The 19,362-nt window shown below is 67.6% G+C and carries 12 protein-coding genes and 2 riboswitches; of the genes, 5 read left to right on the top strand and 7 right to left on the bottom strand.

From position 1 onward, the window contains the following. Positions 1 to 8: 8 nt before the first annotated feature. From cobW to ASE88_RS04035, 5 genes are all read right to left on the bottom strand, one after another. Complete coding sequence (gene cobW / locus ASE88_RS04055) at positions 9 to 1,058, bottom strand: cobalamin biosynthesis protein CobW (RefSeq protein ID WP_056475647.1); 1,050 nt, start codon at positions 1,056 to 1,058, stop codon at positions 9 to 11. Between the two features lie 103 nt (positions 1,059 to 1,161). Beyond that, positions 1,162 to 1,379, bottom strand: a riboswitch (cobalamin riboswitch). 55 nt (positions 1,380 to 1,434) lie between these two features. After that, positions 1,435 to 2,424 (bottom strand): HoxN/HupN/NixA family nickel/cobalt transporter, encoded by a 990-nt coding sequence (locus ASE88_RS04050; RefSeq protein ID WP_055877191.1) that lies wholly within the window; start codon positions 2,422 to 2,424, stop codon positions 1,435 to 1,437. Between the two features lie 250 nt (positions 2,425 to 2,674). After that, positions 2,675 to 2,894, bottom strand: a riboswitch (cobalamin riboswitch). A gap of 30 nt (positions 2,895 to 2,924) precedes the next feature. After that, entirely contained in the window at positions 2,925 to 4,043 is a 1,119-nt protein-coding gene (locus tag ASE88_RS04045) for a PepSY-associated TM helix domain-containing protein (protein ID WP_200910141.1), read from the bottom strand. Between the two features lie 38 nt (positions 4,044 to 4,081). Beyond that, complete coding sequence (locus tag ASE88_RS04040; RefSeq protein WP_082466187.1) at positions 4,082 to 6,109, bottom strand: TonB-dependent receptor; 2,028 nt, start codon at positions 6,107 to 6,109, stop codon at positions 4,082 to 4,084. A gap of 120 nt (positions 6,110 to 6,229) precedes the next feature. Continuing rightward, the gene (locus ASE88_RS04035; RefSeq protein WP_056475639.1) at positions 6,230 to 6,676 is read right to left on the bottom strand and encodes a hypothetical protein; all 447 of its coding nucleotides are present in this window, start codon (positions 6,674 to 6,676) and stop codon (positions 6,230 to 6,232) included. Between the two features lie 165 nt (positions 6,677 to 6,841). Here ASE88_RS04035 and ASE88_RS04030 point away from each other — a divergent pair, with 165 nt between their 5' ends. The 5 genes from ASE88_RS04030 (at position 6,842) to ASE88_RS04010 (ending at position 16,433) form a co-directional block, all read left to right on the top strand. Further along, on the top strand, positions 6,842 to 8,908 hold the full coding sequence (locus ASE88_RS04030) for a catalase (protein ID WP_056475637.1): 2,067 nt from the start codon (positions 6,842 to 6,844) through the stop codon (positions 8,906 to 8,908). A gap of 167 nt (positions 8,909 to 9,075) precedes the next feature. Beyond that, on the top strand, positions 9,076 to 9,582 hold the full coding sequence (locus tag ASE88_RS04025; RefSeq protein WP_056475635.1) for a 2Fe-2S iron-sulfur cluster-binding protein: 507 nt from the start codon (positions 9,076 to 9,078) through the stop codon (positions 9,580 to 9,582). Further along, positions 9,579 to 10,565 (top strand): FAD binding domain-containing protein, encoded by a 987-nt coding sequence (locus tag ASE88_RS04020; RefSeq protein ID WP_056475632.1) that lies wholly within the window; start codon positions 9,579 to 9,581, stop codon positions 10,563 to 10,565. The genes ASE88_RS04025 and ASE88_RS04020 overlap by 4 nt, the downstream gene beginning before the upstream one ends. Next, positions 10,562 to 12,910: a xanthine dehydrogenase family protein molybdopterin-binding subunit gene (locus ASE88_RS04015; protein ID WP_056475629.1), complete on the top strand. Its 2,349-nt coding sequence runs from the start codon at positions 10,562 to 10,564 to the stop codon at positions 12,908 to 12,910. Before ASE88_RS04020 ends, ASE88_RS04015 begins: the two co-directional genes overlap by 4 nt. 205 nt (positions 12,911 to 13,115) lie before the next feature. Beyond that, positions 13,116 to 16,433 (top strand): PAS-domain containing protein, encoded by a 3,318-nt coding sequence (locus ASE88_RS04010; protein ID WP_056475626.1) that lies wholly within the window; start codon positions 13,116 to 13,118, stop codon positions 16,431 to 16,433. Between the two features lie 256 nt (positions 16,434 to 16,689). On the opposite strand, the gene ASE88_RS04005 is transcribed toward ASE88_RS04010, so the two are convergent. Beyond that, complete coding sequence (locus ASE88_RS04005; protein WP_056475624.1) at positions 16,690 to 17,313, bottom strand: response regulator transcription factor; 624 nt, start codon at positions 17,311 to 17,313, stop codon at positions 16,690 to 16,692. Next, positions 17,310 to 19,265: an acetate--CoA ligase gene (gene acs / locus ASE88_RS04000; protein ID WP_056475621.1), complete on the bottom strand. Its 1,956-nt coding sequence runs from the start codon at positions 19,263 to 19,265 to the stop codon at positions 17,310 to 17,312. The genes ASE88_RS04005 and acs overlap by 4 nt, the downstream gene beginning before the upstream one ends. Between the last annotated feature and the right edge of the window lie 97 nt (positions 19,266 to 19,362).

Here is a 19,362-nt window from a genome sequence, read left to right as displayed (position 1 = left end):
GTGGCGCCTCAGGCGTCCAGCGCGGCCTTGATGCGGGCCTCGTCGATGCGATCATGCTCGGCGATGACCACCAGTTGCGTGCGGCGGGGCTCGTCGGCGCGCCAGGGGCGGTCATATTGCGTGCGGACGCGTGCGCCGACTGCCTGGACGAGCAGGCGCATCGGCTTGCCGATGACCGCGGCATAGCCCTTCACGCGCAGGATGTCGGCGCTGCGGGCGAGCGCCTCGATCCTGGCGGCAAGCTCGGCCGGATCGGCGATCTCGCCCAGCGCGACGACGACGCTGTCGAAATCGTCATGCTCGTGATCGTCCTCGCCGTCGTGATGCGAGGGGCGGGCGGCGATGTCGTCCTCGGCAGCGGCGTTCAGGCCGAGGATCACGCGCGGGTCGATGATGCCGTCGGTCAGGTCGATCACCGGAAGCGGGCGGGCGGACTCGGCGGCGATGACCGCCCGCGCCTTGGCGACGCCCTCGGGACCGGCGAGATCGACCTTGGTGAGCAGGACGAGATCGGCGCAGGCGAGCTGGTCCTCGAACACTTCCGAGAGCGGCGTCTCGTGATCGACGCTCGGATCGGCCGCGCGCTGCGCATCGAGCGCGGCGATGTCGGGCGCGAACCGGCCGGCGGCGACCGCCTCCGCATCGGCAAGCGCGATGACGCCGTCGACGGTGATGCGCGAGCGGATCGCGGGCCAGTCGAACGCCTTAAGCAGCGGCTTGGGGAGCGCGAGGCCCGACGTCTCGATCAGGATGTGATCCGGGCGCGGGTCGAGTGCGAGCAAAGTCTCGACGGTCGGGATGAAATCGTCGGCGACGGTGCAGCAGATGCAGCCATTGGCCAGTTCGACGACGTTCTCCGCGGGGCAATCGGGGATCGCGCAACCCTTGAGGATGTCGCCATCGATGCCGAGCGTGCCGAATTCGTTCACCACGACCGCCAGCCGGCGGCCGCCCGCGTTACGGATCAGGTGGCTGATGAGCGTCGTCTTGCCCGCGCCGAGAAAGCCGGTGACGATGGTGACGGGGACTTTTGCCAAAGTGGGCGAGCGGTCCGACATTCTTGTTCTCCTTCGAGCATACGCAGGCACGCACGACCTTTCGGCCGCACGCGTTCGTCGCTCAGACGGAGTACCGTGCCGCGACCATCCCCTGGATCAAGGCAAGAGCGACCGTTACGCTGGCAGGTCTCCTGGCTCACGGGTCAAAGCTCGACACACGCCTTCCCAGGTCTTGGACCCAGTGGCTTCCCTCCTCGCGAAGGGCCTGTGCGTCTCGCTCACCGCTTACAGTTGCAGGGACAGCCGCGGCATTGGGAGGACATCCTCCCGCACCGCATTCCCTTTCAAGCCCCGAAGGGCACCGGCGCGATCTGTTGAAGTTCGGTAAAACCGAGCCTCGGGGTGGGACCTAAAGGACTTTTCACCGGGCCGCCAGCTATCCGTGCACGACCTCGATCTCGTCGAAGCGTTTCCAGCGATAGATCGCAAAGCTCAGCACCCAGCACAACACGAACAGGCCGATGATCGCAAAGCCGAGGCCGTTGAAATTCTCGCCCAGCGCGGCCGCCAGGTCCCACACGCCCCCCGACAGGCCGAGCTTGGCACCCAGCAGCGCCAGCGTCTCGATCCCGCCGATCGCGATCGCGACGATTGCCGAGATCAGCGTGATCGTGATGTTGTAGTAGAGCTTGCGGATCGGCTTCACGAACGCCCATTCATACGCGCCGAGCATGACGACACCGTCCGCCGTGTCGACCAGCGCCATGCCCGTCGCGAACAGGATCGGGAGCACGAGGATGGTGCCGATCGACAGACCGTCCGCGGCCTGGCTTGCGGACAGGCCGAGGATCGCGACCTCGGTTGCGGTATCGAAGCCGAGCCCGAACAGGAATCCGAGCGGCGCCATATGCCAGCTGCGCGTAACGAGCCGGAACATCGGCCGGAATAGGCGCGCCAGCAGGCCGCGGTTGCCGAGCAGCAGATCGAGGTCTTCCTCGACATAGACGCCGCCGCTGCGGACATGGCCGAAGGTCCGCCAGACCGAGCGCAGGATGACGAGGTTCATCGCCGCGATCGTGAACAGGAACACCGCGGAGATGACGGTGGCGATCACGCCGCCGACCTGTTTGAACGCCTCGAACTGCGCCAGTGCGCTGGCGGTGAGTGCGATGGCGACCGCGGCGATCAGCACGATCCCCGAATGGCCGATCGCGAACCAGAAGCCGACCGTGATCGGGCGCTGGCCGTCCTGCATGAGCTTGCGCGTCACATTGTCGATCGCGGCGATATGATCCGCATCGACTGCGTGGCGCAGGCCCAGCCCCCAGGCGAGCAACGCGGTGCCGAGCATCAGCGGCTGCGCATGGAACAGCGAGAACGCCCAGCCCCAGGCGGTGATATTGGCCGCGACCAGGCTTGCGAACATCCAGCCGATGCGTTTGCGCGTGGCCATCCGTGCCGGCTTGCCGGACGTCTTCTTGGCGGGCTTATCGATCGTCATCGTCGTCATGCAGAACTCCCCGGCGTCCGACGAGGACGGGGACCTGCCGCATGCGGCCGGGACGCAGGAAGACCGGACGCCATGAGCGGCCGACGCGCGTCGTCGATGCGGCCCCCGCCACAAGGTCGTCGCTCAGACGGCGTTCACCGTGCCTCGGCCACCCCCTGGGCCGGGACGAGAGCGACCAGACGCCGGCAGGTCTCCTGGCTCGCGGGTCTCGGCTCCACGCCACACCTTCCCAGGTCGTCGACCCAGTGGCTGCCCCTCGTCGCGAAGGGCGTGTGCGTTTCGCTCGCCGCTTACAGTTGCAGGGACAGCTGCGGCATTGGATGGCGAACCCTCCGCACCGCATTCCCCTTCAAGCCCCGAAGGGCACCGACGCGATCTAGCGAGCCTCCGGTCGAACCGGCTGCTCGCGCGTCGTGCTAGCGGGGTTCGTCCCGAGTGCCAATCGTCCTTTGCGACGCGCGGCGCTGGCGGCGGCGGTGCCACCGCAGCACCCCGGTCGCGAACAGCGCGATCGGAACGAGGCCAGCGACGAAGGCGAGGATGCGCCCCGTCAGCCCCAGCGCCTCGCCGCCGTGGAGCGGGTGGAGCCAGTTCATCACGACGTCGCCGCCTGTATCGGCAAGACCGTCGCGCGTCGCGAGGACGGCGCCGGTATAGGGATCGAGCCAGACATTGGTGCGCGGGAAACGGCGGCTGGGCTCGCCGTCCTGCGCGAGGTTGATCCGCGTGGCGCCGGTCCGCGAGGCGGGAGTCTCGATCCAGGCGAGCGCGGCCCCGGGGAAGACGTGTTCGGCTATGGCGACCAAGCGATCGATCGCCAGGGGCGCGCCGCGTGCCACCACGGCCAGCGGCGGCGTCCGGTAGAGCGGCGAGGCGCGCGCGATCACGAACCGGGTCTGATCGGGTAGGTCGAGCATCACCCCGGTAGCGGTGACGACGAGCACGAGGAGCGCGCCGCCCAGACCAATCAGCTTGTGCCAGTCATACAGACGGCGGAGCGGCGCGGCGTCGTGCTTGAAGCGCAGTGCGCGCCACCAGCTGCCGGGGCGCGGCCACCATGCCCAGATCCCGCTGGCGATCAGCCCGAGCATGACGATGCCTGCGATTCCCATGACGACGCCACCGGGCTTCTCCAGCAGCAGCCGGTAATGGAGATCGTAGATCCAGGTGACGACCGTATCGCCCCAGAATCCGGTGCGGATCGTGGTCAGGCGGACCGGATCGACCCAGACGAGGAACGGCGCGAAATCGTGGCCCGCGGTTTCCCTTGGCTGATAATAGCGCACCGGGACCGCGCCGCCATCCCCGGTCACCTCGATCCGCCATGCGCCGGTGCGAGTGGGATGCTCGCGGTGGAGCGTGTCGACGATCGCCTGCCAGGAGGGCGCGCGCTCACCGTCCGGCACCGCGTGCAACGCCGGGTTCAGCGCCGGGTTCAGCGCCGCGTCGATCTCAGGATAGAAGACGAGTATGCTACCGGTCAGCCCCGCGAACGCGAACAGCGCGCCGATCAACAGACCGAGCCAGAGATGCACGCGCCGCACGATGGCGCGAAGTGGCGGTCGGCGCGGCATCAGAGCGTCAACCGGACCGCACCGAACAGCGAGCGCGGATCGGCAGGTGCGTGGAGCCGCTGCGTACCGTCGTACCAGACATACTCGTAGCGCTCGTTCGCGAGATTCTTGAGTTGCGCGGAGACCTCGATCTTCGGCGTCAGCTTGTACGCGACCTCGGCATTGAGGACGACATACTCGCCGTAGCGGCCCTGCGTGTTGGCGGGATCGAGTTCGTAGCTCGACTGGCCGTTACCCCATAAGGATAGCCTGACCTTGGGGCCGGGCGTGACGTCGAGCCCGCCCGAGAAGACGTTCTGCGGGACATGGTCGATCGCGTTGCCCGCCTGCGACGGGGTTGCCGGCTCGGGCGTGACGATCCGCGCGGTCTGGTGCGAATAGCTGCCCCACAGCGCGACGGTACGGACCGGCTTCAGATCGAGCTGCAGATCGATACCGCGGCGCCGCGTCCGGCCGAGATTGTCGACATCGCCGGAGGGATCGTTCAGCCGCCGCTTCAGCTCGCCGCTCGCGGTCTGCTGCCACAGTGCGACGCGCGCTTCGAGCCAGCGCCCGCTGGTCAGCTTGATGCCCGCTTCATAGCCTTTGTTGATCGAGGGTGCGACGTCAGTCGTCCGTGGCGGCACCAGATACGAGGCCGAGCCAGCGCCGATCTGGAAGGTGCGTCCGTAATTGGCATAGGCGGTGACGCCGGTCACGGGCGTGATCGCGACGCTCAGCTTGGGCTGGCTGATCGTGCCATAGTCGTTGATCGGCGCGGTCGTGCCCGTCAGGCGATTGGCGAAATGGCCCTCGACGCGGTCGATCCGCCAGGCGGGGGTGATCTTGATCCAGTCGGTCGGCTCGATCACCGCCTGGATATAGCCGCCATAGACCGTCAGCCCGAAATCCTGGTTGCGCGTCTGGCTGGTTAATGTGCGCCGGTCGGTCAGCCAGCGCAGGCTCCTGTTGTCCTGCACCTGCACGTCGCCGCCCGCCTCGAGCATCAGCGCGTGGAAAAACTCTACGCGGGGGTGGTAGTGGAGCGCGGCGGTCGCGCCATATTGCCATTCCTCGGTCAGCCGGCGCTGTTGCGGGACGGTTGCGGAGAAGCGGACGTAGCGATCGTCGTGCAGGCTGTTGGCATAGCCCTTGACGCTGAGCGCGAGCGGGTCGGCGAGATCGGCGTCGAGATGCAGGCTGTACTGGCCGATCCGTCGCGTGCCGCCATCGGTTGCCGACACCGCATAGGATCGGGTGCGGTCGGTATCGGCGTCGGCATCGGTCAGATAGCCGGGCTCCTGCGCGTGCGCGACCGAGTGGCGGACGATGGCGCCGATCCGGGTGGGGCCGACATCATAGAACCATTTTCCCGCGAGGTTCAGCCGATCAAGATCGGCATGGTCGCGATATGCATCGGTCCGCCGGTAGCCGAGCAGGTAGTTCTGGCTGAACCCGCCGCGCTCGAGTCCGGCCGAGGCCTGTGCGTCGATCGTCCCGAACGCACCGCCGATCAGACGCGCGTCGAGATAATTGCCGCCGATCCGCGTCAGGATATTGGCGTTGCCGGCGATATTGTTCAGCCCCCAGCGAGGGTCGGACGTGCCGCGGACCAGTTCGATCCCGGCGACGTCGAGCGGCGAGATCATGTCAATACCGGTCATGCCGCCGGCATTGTCGTTGCTGGGTATGCCGTCGATCGTCAGCTTGACCGCGTTGATCTCGCCTTCGCCGTTGAACCCGCGGATCGAGAAGCGGCCGGATGTGGTCCCCTGGTTGAAATCGGTCAGCACGACGCCGGGCAGGCGCGCGAACAGCTCCCACGCATTGTCGACCGACTGGCGTTGCGCGATATCGCCGCCGAGCATGTCGACCGAGGTCAGGATGGTTTCGGTCGAGCGCGCCATGCTGCGCGCGGTCACCACGACCTCGCCGATCACGAAGCGCGTATCGGACTCGGCCCCGGTGAAGGAGGGGGCGGGGGCGGGGGTCTGCGCGATGGCGGGCGAGGCGACGACGCAGGCGGGAACGGCGAGGGCAATGGCCATCGCCGCCCGGAACGGAGGCGGAGTAGCAAACATTATAAGTGGCTTTCGACAGGCGCGCGGCCACACAGACGCGCGTCGACAGAGGTGGCGAACCGCGCTCCCAGCGACGCGCGGTTCGGATCAGACGGTCGAAAGCAAGGTCGGTGGGCCCCGCAGCGGCGGACGCAGATGCGGCGCGCTGGGGTGGACGGGGGGACGGATCGGGCGCACGCCAATCGCCACGACGAACGCGATCGCCGCGATCAGCAGGATCGCATCGACGCTGGCCAGCGCCTGCGCCGACAGCCCCGAGAATGCGCAGGGAAGCTCTGTCTTGCCGTGGCTGGTGGACGGATCATGGTCCGGCATCGCATGGCCGGACATGGCATGGTCGGGTGTCGTCATGTGCATGCCGCCAGACGTGGCGGTCGTGGGAGCAACGCCCGGACACAGCGTGATCGCGATATGGCCGCTGTGGTTCGCGATCATGTACCCCGTCGGCACCAGCAGCTTCATCGCCAACGCCGCCACGCACAGCCAGCGCACGAGCAACGGGCAGGACCGGAAGAGGCGGCGTATCGCGAACACGGCGCACGCGTAGACCGCATTGCTGGCGGTGTCACTGAGACATCCCGTCCACCGCCCCGCCCGCCAGCTTGCGCAAGGACCCCTAATTCTTTCGCGCGCGTGGGACCCAGCCGCAGACCAAGATCGTTCACTATTTGGAACTCTGATTACTGACAAGGATTTGCAATGAGCGACCCCGCAGAGCGCAATCCCGGCAATGGTGGCGAAACACACCAGCGCGCCGGTGGCGATGTGCCCGTCCTTACGACGAACCACGGCGTACCCGTCTCCGACAACCAGAACAGCCTGAAATCCGGCGTGCGCGGCCCAACGCTGCTCGAAGACTTCGTGTTGCGCGAGAAGATCTTCCACTTCGATCACGAGCGCATCCCCGAGCGGATCGTCCACGCCCGCGGTTCGGGCGCGCATGGCTATTTCGAGGCGACCGACGATATCTCCGACCTGACCAAGGCGGCGGTGTTCAAGAAGGGCACCAAGACCGAGCTGTTCACGCGCTTCTCGACCGTGGCCGGCGGTGCAGGCTCGGTGGACACGCCGCGCGACGTTCGCGGGTTCGCGGTCAAGTTCTATACGACCGAGGGCAACTGGGATCTCGTCGGCAACAACATTCCCGTGTTCTTCATCCAGGACGCGATCAAGTTCCCCGACCTGATCCATTCGGTGAAGATGGAAGCAGACCGCGCCTATCCGCAGGCTGGTTCGGCGCATGACACATTCTGGGACTGGGCCTCGCTGACGCCGGAATCGACGCACATGCAGATGTGGGCCATGTCGGACCGCACGCTGCCGCGCTCGCTGCGCATGATGGAAGGCTTTGGCGTCCACACGTTCCAGCTCGTCAACGACGAAGGCAAGTCGAGCTTCGTGAAGTTCCACTGGAAGCCGAAGCTCGGTCTTCAGTCGACGATCTGGGACGAGACGCTCAAGCTTCAGGCCGCCGACAACGACTATCATCGTCGCGACCTGTGGGAAGCGATCGATACCGGCGACTTCCCCGAGTGGGAGCTGGGCATCCAGGTGTTCGACAAGGCTTTTGCCGAAGCGCAGCCCTATGATGTGCTCGATTCGACCAAGCTGATCCCCGAGGAGGACGTGCCCGTCCGGATCATCGGCCGGATGGTGCTCGACCGGAACCCGGACAATTTCTTCGCCGAGACCGAGCAGGTTGCGTTCCTGCCGACCAATGTCGTGCCGGGGATCGATTTCTCGAACGATCCGCTGCTCCAGGGCCGCCTGTTCAGCTATCTCGACACGCAGAAGTCGCGTCTGGGGACGACAAACTTCCACCAGATCCCGGTCAATGCGCCGCGCAACAACGCACAGAACTTCCAGCGCGACGGGATGATGCAGACCAAGGTGCCGAAGGGTCGGGCGAACTATGAGCCCAACAGCCTCTCGGTCGTCGGCGAGGACGGTGGTCCGCGCGAGTCGCAGAACGGGTTCGTCACTACGACCAACCCGACCGGTGCGGACGAGCAGGGCGAGAAGCTGCGGATGCGCGCCGAACTGTTCGGCGATCACTACAGTCAGGCGCGGCTGTTCTGGGTATCTGCGACGGACAATGAAAAGGCGCATATCGCATCGGCGTTCACGTTCGAATTGTCGAAGGTTGGCCTCGCCCATGTTCAGGAGCGCACAGTCGCCAACCTGCGCAACGTGAACGAGGAATTGGCCAAGCGCATCGCTGACGGTCTCGGTATCGAGTTGCCCGCGGCGAACCCCGCCTATCGCGAGCCGGTCGACATGCCAGCCAGCGACGCGCTGTCGATCCAGAAGTCGATGAAGGAGACGCTCGAGGGTCGCCAGGTCGGTATCCTGATCTCGGACGGATCCGACGGCGGCGAGATCGATGCGGTCGTCAAGTCGGTCGAGGCGGCCGGCGGCAAGGCCGTTCTCGTCGCGCCCAAGGTCGGCGGTGCCAAGCTCGCCGATGGCAGCAAGAAGAAGGCGCACGGGCAGCTTGCCGGCAGCCCCTCGCAAATCTTCGACGCCGTCGCGGTGGTGCTTTCGGAAGAGGGCTGCAAGGCGCTGCTCAAGGAAGGTGCAGCCGTCCAGTGGGTCATGGACGCGTTCGGGCATCTCAAGGCGGTCGCGGCAAATGCCGCTGCCGCGCCGTTGCTCGACAAGGCTGGCGTCGAGCCCGATGCCGGTGTCGTCGATCTCGGCCAGATCGCGACCGCCGGCACCAAGCGCTATTGGGACCGCGAAGCCAGCGTCCGCACGCTGGCCTGATCGCCGGTTCAAATCCGGCGTGGACAAGAATGACCGGGGGCGCAGTCGATGCGCCTCCGGTATTTTTTTGTCTCGTCGCATCGGCGGGGGTGACGGCGCTATGGTGGCGACACGCGGCTTCGGATAGACCGACCATACTCACGAGATACACGCTACAGGAGATCGCGATGTCGATGATCATCAACGGGATCACGGCCGACCCGCCCGCCGATCCGCGTGTCTCGCTGCTCGATTTCCTGCGCGAGCATCTCGATCTGACCGGCACCAAGAAGGGCTGCAACCAGGGCGCGTGCGGGGCGTGTACCGTGCTTGTCGATGGCGAGCGGATCGTGTCCTGCCTCGCACTGGCGGTGCAATATACCGGGCGGAGAATCACCACGATCGAGGGCCTTGCGACCGATGGCGTGCTGCACTCGCTGCAGCAGGCGTTCATCGATCATGACGGGTTCCAGTGCGGCTATTGCACGCCGGGGCAGATCTGCTCGGCGATCGGCATGGCCAGCGAGGCAAAACGCGGGCTGCCGAGCAACGTCACCGCGGATCTGTCCGCATTCGTCACGCTGACCCGCGAGGAGCTTCAGGAGCGGATGAGCGGCAATCTGTGCCGCTGCGGCGCGCATAACGGCATCATCGACGCGATCACACAAACCCTCGACGCGGAGCGCGTGGCATGACGCCGTTTACTTATGCCCGTGCCGACGGCGTTGCCGATGCGATCCGGCTCGGTGCGGAGCCGGCGACCGCTTATCTGGGGGGCGGCACCAACCTGGTCGATCTGATGCGCGAGACGATCGCGCGTCCCGATCGGGTGGTCGACGTCACCGGCCTGTCCGCCGAGATCGAGGACACCGCTGATGGCGGACTGCTGATCGGCGCTGCGGTTCGCAATACCGCGCTTGCCGAGCATCCCGTAGTGCGGACCCGCTATCCGGCGTTGGCGCGCGCTATCCTGGCGGGTGCGTCCCCACAGATCCGCAACATGGCGACGGTCGGCGGCAACCTGCTGCAGCGGACGCGGTGCACCTATTTCTACGATACCGACGGTGCGAACTGCAACAAGCGCGTGCCGGGCGCGGGGTGCGATGCCGCCGAGGGGTTCAACCGGATCCATGCCATTCTCGGCGCATCGCCCGCCTGCGTGGCGACGCATCCGTCGGACATGTGCGTCGCGTTCGCCGCGCTCGATGCGACGGTGCATATCGACGGGGTCGGTGGCGCGCGGACGCTGCCCTTCGGCGATCTCCACCGGCTGCCGGGTGACCGTCCCGACCAGGATACGGTGCTGGCGCCGGGCGAGCTGATCACCGCGATCAGCCTGCCGGCTCTGCCGCTCGCGCGGCATTCGACGTATCGCAAGGTGCGCGACCGGGCGAGCTATGCGTTTGCGCTGGTGTCGGTGGCAGCGGCGTTGCGCGTCGATGACGGACGGATCGGCGACGTCCGGATCGCGCTGGGCGGTGTGGCGCACAAGCCGTGGCGCGCACTGAAGGCCGAAGCGGTCCTGCGCGGGGCGGTGCCAAGCGACGCGCTGTTCGGCGAGGCGGCGCTGGCCGAACTCGCGGACGCCCACCCGCTGCGCGACAACGGGTTCAAGATTGAACTCGTCAAGCGAACCCTTGTCGCCGTGCTGGGCGATCTTGCAGGAGCACACGCATGAGCATCGTCGATAGCGTCAAGGGTGTTGTGCAGGGCGCGGTGCAGGGCGCGATGGAGAAACTGGTACCGCTGGCGCCCGACAGCTGGATCCCGGGCGGCGTTCCCGATCCGCTGATCCGCCGCCAGCACGGCCTGATCGGGACGCCCGTCTCGCGGCTGGACGGGGCGGCGAAGGTGCAGGGTGCCGCGCGCTTTGCAGCCGAAGTGCCGCTGGCGGGCATGGTCTATGCCGCGCTCACTTATTCCACGATACCGCGCGGCCGGATCGCGACGCTCGACACCGACGCCGCCGAGGCCGCGCCGGGCGTCGTGCTGGTGATGACCCACCGCAATGCGCCCCGGATGAACACGCCCGCGGTGTTCGGGTCGTCGCCGACCGCGGCAGCGCCTGCCGACCTGCCGATCATGCAGGACGACCGGATCCACTGGAATGGCCAGCCGATCGCCGTCGTGCTCGCCGACACGCAGGAGCAGGCGGATCACGCCGCCTCGCTGGTCGTCGCCGACTATGCCGCCGAGCCGGCGCTGACGTCGTTCGCCGAGGCCAAGGCCGCGGGCACCGAACCCGGTGCGTTCATGGGGCAGGCACTGAAGGTCGAGGTCGGCGATGCCGAGGCCGCGCTGAAGGCGGCGCCGCACGCGGTCGACAACGTGTACCGGACACCGCGCCACAGCCACAACGCGATCGAGCCGCATGCCGCGACCGTGGTGTGGGAAGGCGACCGCCTGACGATCCACGACGCGAGCCAGCTGGTGACCGCGGCGGCGGCGACGATCGCCGACGTCTTCGACCTGGCCGCCGACCAGGTGCACGTCCTGTCGCCCTATGTGGGCGGGGGGTTTGGGGGCAAGTGCCTTTGGGACCACCAGATCCTCGGCGCGGCGGCGGCGAAGCTGGCGACGCGGCCGGTGCGGATCGCGCTGAGCCGCGAGGGCGTCTACCGGATCGTCGGCGGGCGCACGCTGACCGAACAGCGCGTGGCAATCGGCGCGGCGGTAGACGGGCATTTCCAGGCGATGATCCACGCGGGCACCACCGCGACCACGCCGCACAACGACATGCCAGAGCCGTTTATCGTCGGCTCCAAATCGGGCTATGCCGCCGATAGCGTGACGCTGTCCGTCGACGTCGTCCGGCTGAACATGCTGGCCAACACGTTCATGCGCGCACCAGGCGAGTCTGTGGGCACGTTCGCGCTGGAGTCGGGGATCGACGAACTCGCAGTGGAGCTGGGGATCGATCCGATCGACCTTCGCGTGCGTAACGAGCCCGAGACCGATCCGCTCTCGGATCTGCCCTTCTCGTCGCGGAATATCGTCGAGGCGTGGCGCGCCGGGGCGGAGGCGTTCGGATGGGACCAGCGCCCGACCGAGCCGGGTACGCGCCGCGAGGGCGAGTGGCTGATTGGGATGGGCTGTGCGACCGCCACCTACCCCTATTACCGGATGCCCGGCGGGGCTGCGCGTATCACGCTGTCGTCGTTATCGGCGGACGCCCCCATCACCGCGATCGTCGAAGTCTCCGCACAGGAGATGGGGATGGGCACCGCGACGACGACGGCGATGGTCGCGGCCGAGCGGCTCGGACTGCCGATGGATGCGGTCGAGGTTCGCTATGGCGATTCGATCATTCCCGGCGCGATCCTCGCCGGTGGCTCGCAGCAGACCGCGGCGATCGGCGCGGCGGTGATCGCCGCGCATAACGCGCTGGTGGCGGAACTGCTCAAGCTCGCGGGCAACGACTCGCCGCTCGCCGGCCTCTCCGCCGATGAGGTCGGCAGCGACGATGCGGGGCTCGCCAAGCTCGACGATCCGTCGCGGCGCGAAAGCTATGCGTCGATCCTGGCGCGGGCGCAGCGCGACAGCGTCACGGTCACGCAGGAGGCGTCACAGCCGCTCGAACTGATGCACTGGTCGATGCATTCCTACGGCGCGATGTTCTGCGAGGTGCGCGTCAACAGCGTTACCGGGGAAACGCGCGTCAGCCGCTTTCTCGGGTCGTTCGATACCGGGCGCATTCTGAATCCAAAGACGGCGCGGAGCCAGTTTCGCGGCGGGATCATCATGGGGCTCGGCATGGCGTTGATGGAGGAGACGCAGTTCGACGAACGCAACGGCCGGATCATGAACCCCAGTCTCGCCGAATATCACATCCCGGTGCATCTCGACGTGCCCGAGATCGATGTGATCTGGACCGACATCGCCGACCCGCACACGCCGATGGGCGCGCACGGGATCGGCGAGATCGGCATCACCGGCGTGGCGGCAGCGGTGGCCAACGCGGTCTACAACGCCTGCGGCAAGCGCGTGCGCGACCTGCCGATCACGCTCGACAAGCTGTTGTGATACCAGGCCGTGGCGGCTCGTCCGGCCAGCGGGACGACGGTAGCGGCGATGGCATAGGCTAAGCGGGGACCGTCTCGACCCGGCTCGACAATCGACTCCGGCCTGGCGTCGCGCATCGCATGGTCGCGGCCCGCCCGGATTGGCGCTATGTCTTCCGCTACCCTGCGCTGCGGCGCCAGACCGGAGCGCCTCCATCACCCGTCCGATGATCATCTTCGCCATTCTCGGGTACGGCGCGACGCTGTTCGGGATTGCGTGGGTGGTGGACCGGCGGGGCCTGTCGCGGCGCCTCGGACAGATCGCATATCCGCTGTCGCTGGCGGTCTATTGCAGCAGCTGGACGTTCTTTGGCGGGGTCGGCACCGCGGCGACGCGTGGCTGGGACTATCTCGCCATCTATCTCGGGCCGGCGCTGGTGTTCCTGCTGGCGCCCAAGTTCCTTGCGCGGCTGGTCCGGCTGGCGCGCGAGGAGGGGTCGAGCTCGATCTCGGACTTCGTCTCCGCGCGCTATGGGCGCAGCCGGGGAACCGCGGCGATCGTCGCGGGGACGGCGTTGCTCGCGTCGGTGCCCTATATCGCGCTCCAGTTGCGCTCGGTCACGCTCAGCTTCGGCGCGATCGCGGGCGTCGGGAGTTCGGCGGAGGTCGGCACCTTCGTCGCGTTGCTGCTGGCGGTGTTCGCGATCCTGTTCGGTGCGCGACGGTACGAGGTGGCGGGGCGCAACCCGGGCGTGGTGGCGGCGATCGCGGCGGAATCGCTGATCAAGCTGCTCTGCTTCGTCGTGCTCGGCGTGGTGACGTTGGCGATACTCGTCGACGTGCCCGCCGCGACGCTGGCGGCACCTTTGGCCAGACTTCGGTCCGGTTTCACCTGGGGCGCGCTGACGTCCGACTTCTGGGTGCGGACATTGTTGTCGGCGCTCGCGATCCTGTGCCTGCCGCGGCAATTCTATGTGGGCGTGATCGAGGCGCGCGGGCCCGACGCGGTGGCGCGGGGGCGCTGGCCGTTCATCGCCTACATGGTTGCAATATCGCTGCTGGTGCTGCCGCTGGCGCTGGCGGGGATGACGCTGTTGCCGGGCGATGCCGAGCCCGATCTCTACGTGCTGACGGTGCCGTTGCAGCGTGGCGAAAATCTGGTCGCGCTGCTCGCGTTCCTCGGCGGGTTCTCGGCGGCGACGGCGATGGTGGTGGTCGAGACGATCGCGCTGTCGACGATGGCGGCCAACGACCTGCTCGCGCCTATGCTGCTCCGGCGGCACGGCGAGGCGGGCGAGGGCGAGCTGGGCCGGCGGATGCTGCGCGTGCGGCGCGTCATTATCGCGGCGATCGTCGCGGTCGCGCTGGTGTATGGCCGCAGCCTCGGCGCGGACCTGCCGCTGGCGTCGATCGGGCTGATCGCGTTTGCGGGCGTCGCGCAGTTCGCGCCTGCGCTGATCGCGACGGTCGGGTGGAACTTCGCCAACCATAGCGCGGCGCGCGCCGGGCTGATCGGTGGCGTGGTCGTCTGGATCTACTGCCTGTTGCTGCCGTCGATCGGCGAGGGCGTCGGTCCGGCCCTGGCGCACTTCACGCAAGGGTGGCTCGATCCCGACGCGTTGCTTGGCTGGCGGATCGGCTCGCCTTTGGTCAACGGCACGGTGTGGAGCCTGGGCGTCAACGTCACGCTGATGGCCGGGCTGCATGTGATCGAACGGCATCGCGGGAACAGCGCGCTCGACCATGTCACCACGCTCGGCGAGTTGCGGATGCTGGTCGCGCGGTTCGTCGGCGAAGGCGAGGCGGAGGCGATAGGCGTGGCGTCACCCGATCTGCGCGCACCGATCGACGGACCCGCGGCGCGCACCGCCGAGCGGTTGATCGCGGGCGTGATCGGCGCACCCTCGGCGCGCAAGATCGTCGCGTCGAGCATTGCCGGATCGGCGATCGACGTCAGCGACGTGGTCCGGCTGCTCGACCAGCGCGGGCGCTCGCTGCGGTTCTCGCGGACGCTGCTTTCGGCGACGCTGGAGACGATCGATCCGGGGGTCAGCGTGATCGATGCGGACCTGCGGCTGGTCGCGTGGAATCCGCGTTATGTCGAGATGTTCGACTATCCCGAGGGCTATGTCGTGGTCGGGCGCTCGATCGCCGACCTGATCCGCTACAATGCCGAGCGCGAGGGGGTCGGCGACATCGCGGCGCATGTCGGTCGGCGGATGGGGCATCTTGCGCGCGGAACGCCGCATAGTTTCGAGCGGCAACGGCCGTCGGGGCGGTGGATCAAGATGGTCGGGCGGCCGATGCCGGGCGGCGGGTACGTGCAGAGCTTCACCGACATCACCGCGGAGAAAGCGGCGCAGGCCGATCTCGAGGCGCGGGTGGCAGCGCGGACTCAGGATTTGGCGCAGTCGAACGCGATGCTCGGCGAGGCGCGCGCGGTGGCGGAGACCGCGACGCGCGACAAGACGCGCTTCCTGGCGGCGGCGAGCCACGATCTGCTGCAGCCATTGCATGCCGCGCGGCTGTTCTGCGCGGCGCTCGACGAGGGCAAGGCGCCGCATCAGGCGGAGCTGGTGCGCGCGATCGACGGCGCGATCGGATCGGCGGACACGTTGTTGCGCGCGCTGCTCGACGTGTCGCGGCTCGATGCGGGAGGCGTGGTGCCTAAGGTCGAGCGGTTTGCGCTCGGCTCGCTGATCGAGGAACTGGCGACGCAGTTCCGGCCGCTTGCAGGCGAGCGGGGACTGGTACTGGCGTCGCATCCCGGTTCGTTCAGCGTCGCGACCGATCGCTCGCTGCTGCGGTCGATCCTGCAGAACTTCCTGTCGAACGCGGTGCGCTATTCCGCAGACGGGCGGATCTGGATCGGTGCGCGGCGGCGGGGCGATGATGTGTTGATCGAGGTGCGTGACAACGGGCCCGGCATCGCCGCGGCGGACCGCGAGCGGATCTTCGAGGAGTTCGAGCGGCTCGAAAGCAAGGGGAGCGCGGGTGGCGGTGTCGGTCTGGGACTAGCGATCGTCCGGCGGATCGCGCGCTTGCTGGGGGCGGCCGTGGAATTGCGGTCGGCGCCGGGGCAAGGGACGACATTTGCAGTGCGCGTGCCGATTGCGCCTGCGGGGCTTGACGTACCGCTGCCGACGCCGACCGCCACACGCGCGCTAATGCCGGGCCTGCGCGTGCTATGCCTCGACAATGACGTGACGATATTGGCGGCGCTCGACGCGGCGTTGCGTGCGCGGCGGTGCGTGCCGCTACTGGCGCGGACGATCGCCGCGGCGCTCGAGCTGGCGGCGGACGAGGAGCCCGATGTCGCGCTGGTCGACTATCATCTCGACGAGGCGGACGACGGGCTGGACGTGATCGCGCGGTTGCAGGCGATGACGCCCGCGCCGACAATCGCGCTGGTGACCGCGGACCGCGGCATTGCGGATGATCCGCGATGCACTGCGCTGGTGGTGCTGACGAAGCCGGTGGTGCCGGCGGATTTGTGGCGGTTCATCGAGAATGCGGCGGCGGCTGCGGCGGCGCGGGGGAGTTGAACCTGCGATCCTCCCCCGCCGGGGGGATGTGGCAGGCGTATGCCTGACGGAGGGGCGGAAAGGGAAACGGCCGTTGCGTATCCTCCCCCCCTCCGACGCCTCCGGCGCCGACTCCTCCTGGCAGGGAAGGGTCGTGCGGGGGCGATCCGACACGTCATCCTGACGGAAATCAGGATCCAGGATACCGCCCTCAGCGAGTGTGGCGCCAGGTCCTGACTTTCGTCAGGATGACGGACAGGGTGCGGGTGGAGCGCTTTTAATCCGCGAAGTGGATGTCCATCGCCCGCGCCGCCAGCACCGCCTGAGTCCGGTTCTGCACCCCGAGCTTGCGCAGGATCGCGGTCATGTGGCCCTTTACCGTACCTTCGGAGATGCCGAGATCGAACGCCACCTGCTTGTTCAGGCGACCGGCGAGCACGCCGAGCAGGACCCTCAGTTCGGTCGGCGTCAGGCTCGCGACGCGCGCGGCCATGTCGTCGACCGGCGTGCCCTCGATCGGCGCGTCGCGGTCGCCGGCCAGTGCGCGAGCGACGGCGTCTTCCAGCGTTGCGAGGTCTGCGGTTTTCGAAACGAAACCCACAGCACCATAAGCCCGCGCACGCGGTGCCGCTTCGGCCGCGTCTGCCGAGGAGATCACCAGGATCGGCGTATCGGGCCGTTCGGCATTAAGCAGCGCGACGCCTGCGAACCCTTCCGACCCCGGCATCCGCAGGTCGAGCAGGATCAGGTCCAGCCGCGCCGCCGTGCGCACCGCGTCCACCGCCTCGCACAGCTGCCCCGCCTCGATCACCTCCGCGTCGGGCGCGGCGCGGCTGACCGCCAGCTTGAGCGCCTGGCGGAACAGCGGGTGATCGTCCGCGATGAGGATTGTGCGGGTCATGCCGGGACGAGTGTGGCCTCCTCGCGGCCTGCGATCAAGGCGTCGACCACCGCGGGATCGGCGAGCGTCGAGGTGTCGCCGAGCTGGTCGAGCTGGTTCTCCGCGATCTTGCGCAGGATGCGGCGCATGATCTTGCCCGAGCGCGTCTTGGGGAGCGCGGGCGCGAACTGGAGGATATCCGGCGTCGCGATCGGGCCGATCTCGCGGCGGACCCACTGGACGAGTTCCTTGCGGAGGTCCGCGCTCGGCTCGGCGTTCGCGTTGAGCGTCACATACGCGTAGATGCCCTGCCCCTTCAGATCGTGCGGCATGCCGACGACCGCGGCTTCGGCGACCTTCGAATGCGCGACGAGCGCGCTCTCGACCTCGGCGGTGCCCATCCGGTGGCCGCTGACGTTGATGACGTCGTCGACGCGGCCGGTGATCCAGTAATAGCCGTCTTCGTCACGACGGCAGCCGTCGCCGGTGAAATACTTGCCGGGATAGGTCGAGAAATAGGTCTGGAAGAAGCGATCGTGATCGTTCCACACGGTGCGCATCTGGCCGGGCCAGCTGTCGGCGATGACGAGATTGCCCTCGACCGCTCCGTCGAGGACCTTGCCGTCCGCATCGACCAGCTCGGGCATAACGCCGAACAGCGGCTTCGTTGCGCTGCCGGGTTTCAGCGCGGTCGCGCCGGGGAGGGGGCTGATCATGTGGCCGCCGGTTTCTGTCTGCCACCAGGTATCGACGATCGGGCAGCGGCCGTCCCCGACGACATTGTGATACCAGTTCCACGCCTCCGGATTGATCGGTTCGCCGACCGAACCGAGCAGGCGGAGCGACTTGCGGCTGGTGCGGGTCACCCAGTCGTCGCCCTCGCGCATCAGCGACCGCAGTGCGGTCGGCGCGGTGTAGAGGATGTTGACCTGGTATTTGTCGACGATCTGCCAGAAGCGGCTGTGATCGGGATAGTTGGGCACGCCCTCGAACATCACCGTCGTCGCGCCGTTCGCGAGCGCTCCGTAGAGCGAATAGGTGTGGCCGGTGACCCAGCCGACGTCGGCGGCGCACCAGAAGATCTCACCCGGTCGGTAGTTGAAGACGTATTCGTGGGTCATCGACGCCCAGACCAGATAGCCGCCGCTGGTGTGGAGCACGCCCTTGGGCTGGCCGGTTGAGCCGCTGGTGTAGAGGATGAACAGCGGGTCCTCGGCGTTCATCGGTTCGGGCGCGCAGTCGGTCGACTGGTCGGCGACGCAGTCGTGATACCAGCAGTCGCGGCCTTCGGTCATCGTGACCGTGCCACCGGTGCGGCGGACGACGATGACCGCCTCGACGCCGAGATCGCCGTGGTCGAGCGCGGCGTCGACATTGGCCTTGAGCGGCACGGTCTTGCCCCCGCGCAGGCCTTCGTCGGCGGTGATGACGACACGGCTGTCGCAGTCGTGGATGCGGTTGCACAGGCTCTCGGGCGAGAAGCCGCCGAAGACGACCGAGTGGATCGCGCCGATCCGCGCGCAGGCGAGCATCGCGAACGCCGCCTCGGGAATCATCGGCAGGTAGATCGTGACGCGGTCACCCTTTTTGACGCCGCGTGACTTCAGGCAGTTGGCAAGCTTCGAGACCTCGTCGCGCAGCTCGGCATAGCTGATCTTGCGGGATTCGTCCGGGTTGTCGCCTTCCCAGAGGATCGCGGTCGCGTCGGGGCGGGCGTCGGCGTGGCGATCGACGCAGTTGGCGGCGACGTTGAGCTGGCCGTCCGCAAACCAGCGGATGCGGAAATCGCTCTCGTCGAACGACGTGTCCTTGATCTTGGTCGGGGCGACGATCCAGTCGAGGCGCTTGGCTTCCTTGGCCCAGAACGCGTCGGGATCGGTCGCGGCCTCGGCATACATCCGGTCATAGGCGGCGGCGTCGATCAGGGCGTCCTTCGCCCATTCCGCGGGGACGGGATAGCTTGCCTCGGTCATCTGGCTCTCCTTTTGCCGCGCTATACGCGGTCGTGTCGGGCAGATCATCCCGCACCAAAGTCAGGGATGGCCAGGCGCGCGCGGTGCGCCATGATCA

The sequence above is a fragment of the Sphingomonas sp. Leaf38 genome (genome assembly GCF_001421825.1).
GTDB lineage: Bacteria > Pseudomonadota > Alphaproteobacteria > Sphingomonadales > Sphingomonadaceae > Sphingomonas.
This window is presented reverse-complemented; position numbering and strand designations above follow the sequence as displayed.

Bases quoted from the DNA above. Each gene is read 5' to 3' on its own strand.
- ASE88_RS04005 (WP_056475624.1), bottom strand. From the start codon at position 17,313: ATGACCCGCACAATCCTCATCGCGGACGATCACCCGCTGTTCCGCCAG.
- ASE88_RS04020 (WP_056475632.1), top strand. From the start codon at position 9,579: ATGACGCCGTTTACTTATGCCCGTGCCGACGGCGTTGCCGATGCGATC.
- cobW (WP_056475647.1), bottom strand. From the start codon at position 1,058: ATGTCGGACCGCTCGCCCACTTTGGCAAAAGTCCCCGTCACCATCGTC.
- ASE88_RS04040 (WP_082466187.1), bottom strand. From the start codon at position 6,109: ATGGCCATTGCCCTCGCCGTTCCCGCCTGCGTCGTCGCCTCGCCCGCC.
- ASE88_RS04025 (WP_056475635.1), top strand. From the start codon at position 9,076: ATGTCGATGATCATCAACGGGATCACGGCCGACCCGCCCGCCGATCCG.
- ASE88_RS04010 (WP_056475626.1), top strand. From the start codon at position 13,116: ATGATCATCTTCGCCATTCTCGGGTACGGCGCGACGCTGTTCGGGATT.
- ASE88_RS04050 (WP_055877191.1), bottom strand. From the start codon at position 2,424: ATGTTCGCAAGCCTGGTCGCGGCCAATATCACCGCCTGGGGCTGGGCG.
- ASE88_RS04015 (WP_056475629.1), top strand. From the start codon at position 10,562: ATGAGCATCGTCGATAGCGTCAAGGGTGTTGTGCAGGGCGCGGTGCAG.
- ASE88_RS04030 (WP_056475637.1), top strand. From the start codon at position 6,842: ATGAGCGACCCCGCAGAGCGCAATCCCGGCAATGGTGGCGAAACACAC.
- acs (WP_056475621.1), bottom strand. From the start codon at position 19,265: ATGACCGAGGCAAGCTATCCCGTCCCCGCGGAATGGGCGAAGGACGCC.